The organism is Pseudomonas putida (assembly GCF_001941965.1).
Classification (GTDB): domain Bacteria; phylum Pseudomonadota; class Gammaproteobacteria; order Pseudomonadales; family Pseudomonadaceae; genus Aquipseudomonas; species Aquipseudomonas putida_L.
Window position 1 is genome coordinate 66,844 of record NZ_MKZO01000028.1, and the last position, 7,377, is coordinate 74,220.

General features: G+C 65.4%; 7 protein-coding genes. All 7 read right to left on the bottom strand.

Going from position 1 to position 7,377, the window contains the following annotated elements; genetic code table 11:
- Window positions 1-19 precede the first annotated feature (19 nt).
- Window positions 20-775 (bottom strand): SDR family NAD(P)-dependent oxidoreductase, encoded by a 756-nt coding sequence (locus tag PSEMO_RS17355; protein ID WP_075804228.1) that lies wholly within the window; start codon window positions 773-775, stop codon window positions 20-22.
- A gap of 208 nt (window positions 776-983) precedes the next feature.
- The gene (locus PSEMO_RS17360) at window positions 984-1,688 is read right to left on the bottom strand and encodes a GntR family transcriptional regulator (RefSeq protein ID WP_256721152.1); all 705 of its coding nucleotides are present in this window, start codon (window positions 1,686-1,688) and stop codon (window positions 984-986) included.
- Between the two features lie 54 nt (window positions 1,689-1,742).
- Entirely contained in the window at window positions 1,743-2,771 is a 1,029-nt protein-coding gene (locus PSEMO_RS17365) for a proline racemase family protein (RefSeq protein WP_075804230.1), read from the bottom strand.
- 10 nt (window positions 2,772-2,781) lie between these two features.
- A complete protein-coding gene (locus PSEMO_RS17370; RefSeq protein ID WP_075804231.1) occupies window positions 2,782-4,263 on the bottom strand; it encodes an aldehyde dehydrogenase family protein in 1,482 nt (493 codons plus the stop codon).
- Window positions 4,260-5,540: an NAD(P)/FAD-dependent oxidoreductase gene (locus PSEMO_RS17375; protein WP_075804232.1), complete on the bottom strand. Its 1,281-nt coding sequence runs from the start codon at window positions 5,538-5,540 to the stop codon at window positions 4,260-4,262. The genes PSEMO_RS17370 and PSEMO_RS17375 overlap by 4 nt, the downstream gene beginning before the upstream one ends.
- A 194-nt stretch (window positions 5,541-5,734) precedes the next feature.
- A complete protein-coding gene (locus tag PSEMO_RS17380) occupies window positions 5,735-6,610 on the bottom strand; it encodes a dihydrodipicolinate synthase family protein (protein ID WP_075804233.1) in 876 nt (291 codons plus the stop codon).
- Between the two features lie 30 nt (window positions 6,611-6,640).
- The gene (locus tag PSEMO_RS17385) at window positions 6,641-7,246 is read right to left on the bottom strand and encodes an amino acid ABC transporter permease (protein WP_075804234.1); all 606 of its coding nucleotides are present in this window, start codon (window positions 7,244-7,246) and stop codon (window positions 6,641-6,643) included.
- Between the last annotated feature and the right edge of the window lie 131 nt (window positions 7,247-7,377).

Consider the following 7,377-nt stretch of genomic DNA (forward strand, 5'->3'; position numbering starts at 1 on the left):
GGCCGCCTTGGGGACAGCGTCACGCCACCGCCTGCGCCCCGGTGATCTCTACCAGCGACCCACACATGAACGCCGCTTCCTCCGACGCCAGGAACGCCACCAGTGCCGCCACTTCCTCGGGTTTGCCGATGCGTCCGAACGGCACCATCCTGTCCAGGTCGGCGATGGTGCGGCCCGAGCGCGTGACCCCGGCTTCCAGCATCGGCGTGTGGATCTCGCCCGGGCACACCCCGTTCACCCGCACCTTGTGCGGCGCATAGTCCCGCGCCAGGTTCTGGGTGAAGGAGGCCACGGCGGCCTTGGTGACGTTGTAGGCGATATGCCCTGGCGCCGGGTACAGGCCCCACTGCGAGGCGGTGTTGACGATGGCGCCGCCACCGGCCTCGATCATCAGCGGCAGGACGGCGCGGCACAGGTGGAACATCGAGTCGAGGTTGACGGTGAAGCTGGTGTGCCAGTCGTCTTCGCTCAGGGCAAGCAGGTTGCCGCGGCGGTTGATCCCGGCGTTGTTCACCAGGATGTCGATGGCACCGAGTTGCTCGACGGTCCGCTGCACCAGCGCACGGCAGGCATCGCCCTGGGCGATATCCGCAGCGATCGCCACGGCTTTGCCGCCTTCGCTGCGGATCACCTCGACAACGCCCTGGGCCGCTTCCAGATTGACGTCACTGACTACCACCGTCGCGCCTTCACGGGCGAGACGGGCGGCAATGGCCGAACCGATACCGCCGGCGGCGCCGGTCACGATCGCTACCTTGTTTTCGAATCTGTGCATCGTCGACTCCCTTTGGATTTGTTGTGTGCAGAGCTGCATGCAAGCTATCCGGAGGGCATCAGGCTGTCAAGATGGCCAATGAACGTAAGAACGACACGGCCCCTGTGGGAGCTGGCTTGCCAGCGATTGCGTCGGTGAATTCACCATCGCTATCGCTGGCAAGCCAGCTCCCACAGGGGCCGCGTAAAGGTCGGAAAGCTGCTTCGGTTCAGGCGATCGACATGCGCGCCGTCAGGTTCTGCTGCATGTAGTCGAGGAACCGGCGCTGGAACAGCATGGTGTGTTCATGCGCTGCCGCTTCGGCCGCATCGGCATCCCGCGAGGCGATGGCCTCGATCATCTCGTCGTGGTCCCGGCCCAGGCGATGGGTGCTCGCGGAACTGACCACATGATCGAAATGCAGGTGCAGCAGGCGCTGCCCTTCACCGAGCAAGCGCTCGTAGTAATTGATGAAGTACGGGTTGCGCCCGGCCTGGGCAATGGCCATGTGGAAAGCCTTGTTCAGCTCGGACATGGCCTGGAAGTCGCCGCTGGTCACGGCCGCGAGATAGTCGGCATCGGCCTTGCGGATCGCCTCGAGGTCTTCCGCGCGGTGCTGGGTGGCAGCCAGGCGGGTGACCGCACGCTGGATCAGGTCCAGCGCGGAGATGTAGTTGGGAAACTCCTCGATCTCGAACGGCGTCACCAGGGTGGTGCGGTTCGGCAGGATGATCACCAGGCCCTCGGTGATCAGGCGGGCCAGGGCATCCCGGACCGGAGAGCGGGACAGCCCGAACTGCGCGGCCAGGGACACTTCGTCGAGCTGCACGCCCGGCTTGAGCTTGAGGGTGAGGATCTGCTTGCGCAGTTCCTCGTAGATGTAGCGCCCGCTATGGCGGCGTGGGCCGCTCTCGGTGTCGTTATCTTTTGCCATCATCAGGTCCCGGTTGGTCTGGCCGGCATCATACAGGCCCGGCCATTGTCGTCACTACTGGCTGGGGCCGACGCCCCAGGTATCACTGAGCATGAAGCCTGCCGCCAGCGGATCGTCCGGGTCCACACCCAGCTGTTGCAGGCCGTAGAGCCAGGCGCGGCCGGTGACCCGCGGCAGCACCGCCGGCTTGCCGCCAACCTCGGTGTGCCCGAGCAGCGTCACCTGGAACTGACCGCCGATGGTCGAGCGCGACACCAGTTGGTCGCCTGCCTGCACCAGGCCGCGGGCGGCCAGGGTGGCGAGGTTGGCCGAGCTGCCGGTACCGCAGGGCGAGCGGTCGACCCGGCCCGGGGGCAGGGTAGTACAGGTCTGGTAGGTGCGCTCGTCCAAGCGATTGCGGAACATCACGTAGGCCACCTCGTTGACCGACGGCAGCAACGGATGCTGGATGCTCAACTGGCGGTTGATCACCTCCTTCAAGGCCACGCCGGTATCGGCCAGGGCCCGGGCATGCTCCGGGGCAATGGAGAGACCGATCTGCTCGACATCGATCAGTGCGTAGTACACGCCACCGAAGGCCACATCGACCTTGAGCGTGCCGAAGGCTTCGGTCTCGATGGCCAGGTCCAGGTGTTCGACGAACGCCGGCACCATGTCCAGCGAGACGCTGAGGCAGCGCCCATCCGCGCACAGGGCGCGGGCGGTAACGAGGCCGGCGGGGGTGTCCAGCACCACCGTGGTCTCGGGCTCCTGCATGGGCACCATGCCCAGTTCCAGCAGGGCGGTGACCACGCAGATGCAGTTGCTCCCCGACATCGGGTGCGCCTTGTCCGCCTGCAGCACGATGAAGCCGGCGTGGGCCTCGGGACGGGTCGGCGGCAGCAGCAGGTTGACCGACATCTGCAGGCAGCCGCGCGGTTCCAGGGTCACCAGGCGACGCAGGCTGTCGTCGACCTCGTTGATGTGGTTCATCTTGTCCAGCATGGTGGCGCCCGGGATACCCAGGACGCCGCCGGTGATGACCTTGCCGATCTCGCCTTCGCAGTGCACCTCAGCGAGCTGAAGCGTCTGTTTCCAACGCATGGGTATTACCTCACTTGATGTACCAGCCCCACGGCTGGTCGGTGTTGTAAGAGGTGATCTGCTTGGTTTCGAGGTAGTTGTTCAGGCCCCATTCACCCAGCTCGCGGCCGATGCCGCTCTGCTTGTAGCCGCCCCACGGCGCTTCGGTGAAGGTCGGCTGGGAGCAGTTGATCCAGACGATGCCGGCGCGGAACTTGCGGGCGACCCGCTCGCAGCGCTCCAGGTCCTTCGACATCACCGCGGCGCCGAGGCCGAAGCGCGAGTTGTTGGCGGATTTTACCGCTTCTTCCTCGGTGTCGAACGGACGGATGCACACCACCGGGCCGAAGATCTCTTCGTTCCAGATCCAGCTGTCTTCCGGCACGTCAGCGAAGACGGTCGGTTGCAGGTAGAAACCCTTGTCCAGGTGCGCCGGACGCTCGCCGCCGCAGACCAGGCGGGCACCGGCTTCCAGGCCGCTGGCGATGGCCTTGAGGGTGCCGTCGTACTGGTTGCGGTTGACCAGCGGGCCGAGCAGCACGCCTTCTTCCAGGCCGTTGCCGATCTTGATCTTGCGGGTCTCTTCGGCCAGCCGGGCCAGCAGCGGCTCGTAGGCGGCGCGTTCGACCAGCACGCGGGAGGTGGCGGAGCAGACTTCGCCCTTGTTCCAGAAGATGCCGAACATGATCCACTCGATCGCTTGCTCGATATCGCTGTCGGCGAAGATCACGAACGGCGACTTGCCGCCCAGCTCCAGGGTGACGTTCTTGATGTCCTGGGCGGCGGCCTGCATGATCCGGCTGCCCACCGGCACGCTGCCGGTGAACGCCAGCTTGTCCACGCCCGGGTGCGCGGTCAGCGCGGCACCGACGGTGGAGCCCGGGCCGGAGACGATGTTCAGCACGCCTGGCGGCAGGCCGGCGTCGTCGGCGATGCGCGCCAGTTCCAGGGCGGTCAGCGAGGTCTGTTCGGCGGGCTTGAGGATGATGCAGCAACCGGCGGCCAGGGCCGGGGCGATCTTCCACGAGGCCATCAGCATCGGGAAGTTCCACGGCACGATGGCGCCGGCCACGCCGATAGGCTCCTTGCGGGCGATCGCGCTGAAGCGGTCGTCGGACAGGCTCACGTCTTTTTCGCGGTTGCGATCGAGTTCTTCGGCCAGGTTGGCATAGAAGTCGAAGCAGCCGGCGGTGTCACCGATGTCCCACATGGCTTCGGGGAAGGGCTTGCCGTTATCGCGGACCTCGATCGTTGCCAGTTCTTCCTGGCGGGCGCGAATGCCATCGGCGATCTTGCGCAGGTATTCGCCCCGCTCGGCACCGCTCAGGCGCGGCCACGGACCCTCGTCGAAGGCGGCGCGAGCGGCCTTGACCGCCACGTCCACGTCGGCGGCGCAGCCGGAGGCGACGGTGGCGATCAGGCTTTCGTCGCTGGGGTCATAGGAATTGAAGCTGCCACCGTTGATCGGGCTGACCCACTGGCCATTGATGTAGAACTGGTCGTAGCGGTTCATGCGTTTCCTCCAAGGACGGCGAAGCGTCGGGCACTGAATGCGGAAAGGTTCTGGTTTGGCGCGCGCCCGGCAGCGAGGTCGCAGACCAGGCGGCCGGTGGTAGCACCGAGGGTGAGACCGAGCTGGCCGTGGCCGAAGGCCAGGATGGCGTTCTTCAGGCGCGGCGAGCGGTCGATCACCGGTTTGGTGTCAGGCAGGAACGGGCGATAACCAACGCCGAACTCCATGCCTTGGGTGTTCAGTTGCGGCAGGACGCGGCGGGCCTTTTCCATGATGATTTCGGCACGCTTGAAATTGGGCTCGGCATTCGGGCCGGCGAACTCGATGGTGCCGCCGATCTGCAGGCCACGGGTCATCGGGGCGAAGCAGAAGCCGCCGTCGGCGTAGATCACCGAGTGGCGGATCTCCACTTCAGGTTGCGGCAGCACCGCCTGGTAGCCAGCGATGCCGGCCAGGGGAATGTTCACCCCCAGGCTGTCGAAGAACGGACGGGCGCCGGTGCCGGCCGCGACCACCAGCAGGTCGGCCGGTACGCGGGCGCCGTCTTCCAGGGTAACGCCGGTGGCCTTGTCGTGCTGCTCGTCGATCTTCGTCACGCGCTGGCGGACACGGATGCCACCCTGGGCGATGAAACTCTCGGTCAGGGCGGCGATAAACCCTTCGGTGTCGTTCACGGCGCGCCAGTCCGGGAACATCAGGCCGTGCTGGAATTTACCGGCCAGTGCCGGCTCCAGATCGGAAATCTCTGCCCCATTGAGTTCCTGGGAGCGGAAGCCCAGTTGCTTGCGCAGTTCCAGGTGCGGGCGTTCGTGTGCCAGGCCGGCCAGTGTGTCGAACACTTCGAGCACCGGGCGTTCGCCAAGCAGGGTCTTGTCGGGGCAAGCGTCGAGCAGCGGGGCATAGTCTTCGTAGACATGCTGGGTCAGGCGCGCCATGTCCTGGGCGATCTCGTTGATCTTCGAGGGACGGGCACAGGCCAGGAAGCGCATGAACCACGGCAGGATCCCCGGCAATGCGCTCGGGCGCAGGGCGAGGGGGCCTTTCTGGTCCAGCAGCCAGCCGGGGATCTTCATCAGGATGCCGGGCTTGGACAGCGGGATGACTTCGCTCACCGCCATCTGGCCACAGCTCCATTTGGCGGTGCTGTCGCCCGGGGCGGCCGGGTCGATCAGGGTGACCCGGTGGCCATCGCGCTGCAGGTACAAGGCGCAGCACACGCCGACGATACCGCCACCGATGACCACTGCGTGTTGCGATAACGTTTGCGGGTTGTTCATGGGTGCAATGCTCGGAAAATAAGGAGGCCGGATTGAAAGTAGTGAAGGGAGAAAGGGCTCTCCAGTTTGACGCGGACCCTGTGGGAGCGGGTTTACCCGCGATTGCTGCAGTGAGTCCACTATCGTAATCGCGGGTAAACCCGCTCCCACAGGTCCGTGCTATATCAAGGAGATCGTCCGATCTGCGATATTAATCAAGCCTGCGACGCCTCGAACACCTTGCGGAACTCGGCCTTCTCTTCATCGGTCAGCGGCAGCAGCGGCGCGCGGGCCGGGCCGACCTTGAAGCCGGCCAGCTCGGCGCCGTACTTGACCTTCTGCACGAACTTGCCGCTTTCCAGGTTGGCCATGGCCGGGAACAGGCTGCGCATGACTTCCTGGGCGCCACGAATGTCGCCGGCGGTGAAGGCCTTGTGGAAGGCCACGACCTTCTCCGGGAAGATGTTGGCCGGACCGCAGATCCAGCTGTCGGCGCCCCACAGGTAGAAGTCCAGGGCCTGGTCGTCGGAACCGCAGGACAGCTGGATGCCCTTGTACTTCTCGCCGATCTCGATGGCGCGCAGCAGGTTGCCGCTGCTTTCCTTGATGCCGATTACGCGCGGGTGCTGGTGCAGCGCGGCGATCACGTCCAGGCCGACTTCGACGTTGGTACGCACCGGATAGTTGTAGAGCACCACGTTGATCTCGGGGAAGGTGTCGAGAATGGTGTTGTAGTGGGCCAGCAGTTCTTCCTGGGACGGCAGCGCGTAGTACGGCGGGGCGATCAGCAGGTTGGTGTAGCCAGCGTCGACGGTCTGTTTGATCTGTTCCAGCACTTCACGGGTGCAGGAGCCGTTGGCGCCGGCAATCAGCAGGCCGCGGTCGCCGACCACTTCCTTGACGGTGGCGAGGATCTGACGACGCTCGTCATTGGCCAGGGCGTAGTACTCGCCGGTCGAGCCCAGGGGTACGAAACCGCTGACACCAGCGGCCAGTTGGTGCTCGATGACCGAGGCCAGGGTGTCGTGGTCGACTTTGCCAGCGGCGTCGAACGGGGTGACCAGGGCAGGCAGGATACCTTTCAGTTTCATCGGTGATTCTCCGGGTTGGTTAGGGTTGTGTCAGTAGGCGTAGCGGCGCAGCAGGCGCCCTTCGACCACGCCGACCAGACGGGTCAGCGGGAAGGCCACGAGGAAATAGATGACGGCCACGGCCGAGAGGAACTCGACCGGGCGCGCGGTGCTGTTGGAGATGTTCTGGCCGACGAACATCAGGTCGGCGACGCCCACCGAGGAGATCAGCGCGCTCTCCTTGAACAGGCTGACGATGTTCGACAGCAGCGGCGGGACCGCCCGCAGCAGGGCTTGCGGGAAGATCACGTAAAGCACCTTGACCTTCGAGCCGAGGCCCAGGGCGGTACAGGCGTCGTGCTGCTCGCTGGCGATGGACTTGAGCGCGCCGCGGAAGGTCTCGCTGGTGATCGCGCCCATGAACAGGGTCAGGGCGATCAGCACCGACACATAGGGCGGGATATCCAGGCCGAACACCACCGGGAAGCAGAAGAACACCCAGAACAGCTGGATCAGCAGCGGTGTGCCGCGGAAGAACTCCACATAAAGGGTCAGCGGCAAGCGCACCAGCGGGGTTTTCAGCTGGCGCAGCATGCTGACGGCAAAGCCCAGCAGGCTGCCCAGTACAGCGCAGGCGCCGGTGAAGGCCAGGGTCAGGCCGCAATGTCATCAACCTAAGCTGCAGCCCTGCCCAAGGCAAGCCCCCCGAAGCAGCCAGCCGCCATGGCCGTCGGGCGATGACCAGGCCTCTGCCGCTCAATCAGGCGGTCTAGCTGGGCTGGCGGTGA

Bases quoted from the DNA above. Each gene is read 5' to 3' on its own strand.
- PSEMO_RS17360 (WP_256721152.1), bottom strand. From the start codon at position 1,688: ATGGCAAAAGATAACGACACCGAGAGCGGCCCACGCCGCCATAGCGGG.
- PSEMO_RS17365 (WP_075804230.1), bottom strand. From the start codon at position 2,771: ATGCGTTGGAAACAGACGCTTCAGCTCGCTGAGGTGCACTGCGAAGGC.
- PSEMO_RS17370 (WP_075804231.1), bottom strand. From the start codon at position 4,263: ATGAACCGCTACGACCAGTTCTACATCAATGGCCAGTGGGTCAGCCCG.
- PSEMO_RS17355 (WP_075804228.1), bottom strand. From the start codon at position 775: ATGCACAGATTCGAAAACAAGGTAGCGATCGTGACCGGCGCCGCCGGC.
- PSEMO_RS17375 (WP_075804232.1), bottom strand. From the start codon at position 5,540: ATGAACAACCCGCAAACGTTATCGCAACACGCAGTGGTCATCGGTGGC.
- PSEMO_RS17380 (WP_075804233.1), bottom strand. From the start codon at position 6,610: ATGAAACTGAAAGGTATCCTGCCTGCCCTGGTCACCCCGTTCGACGCC.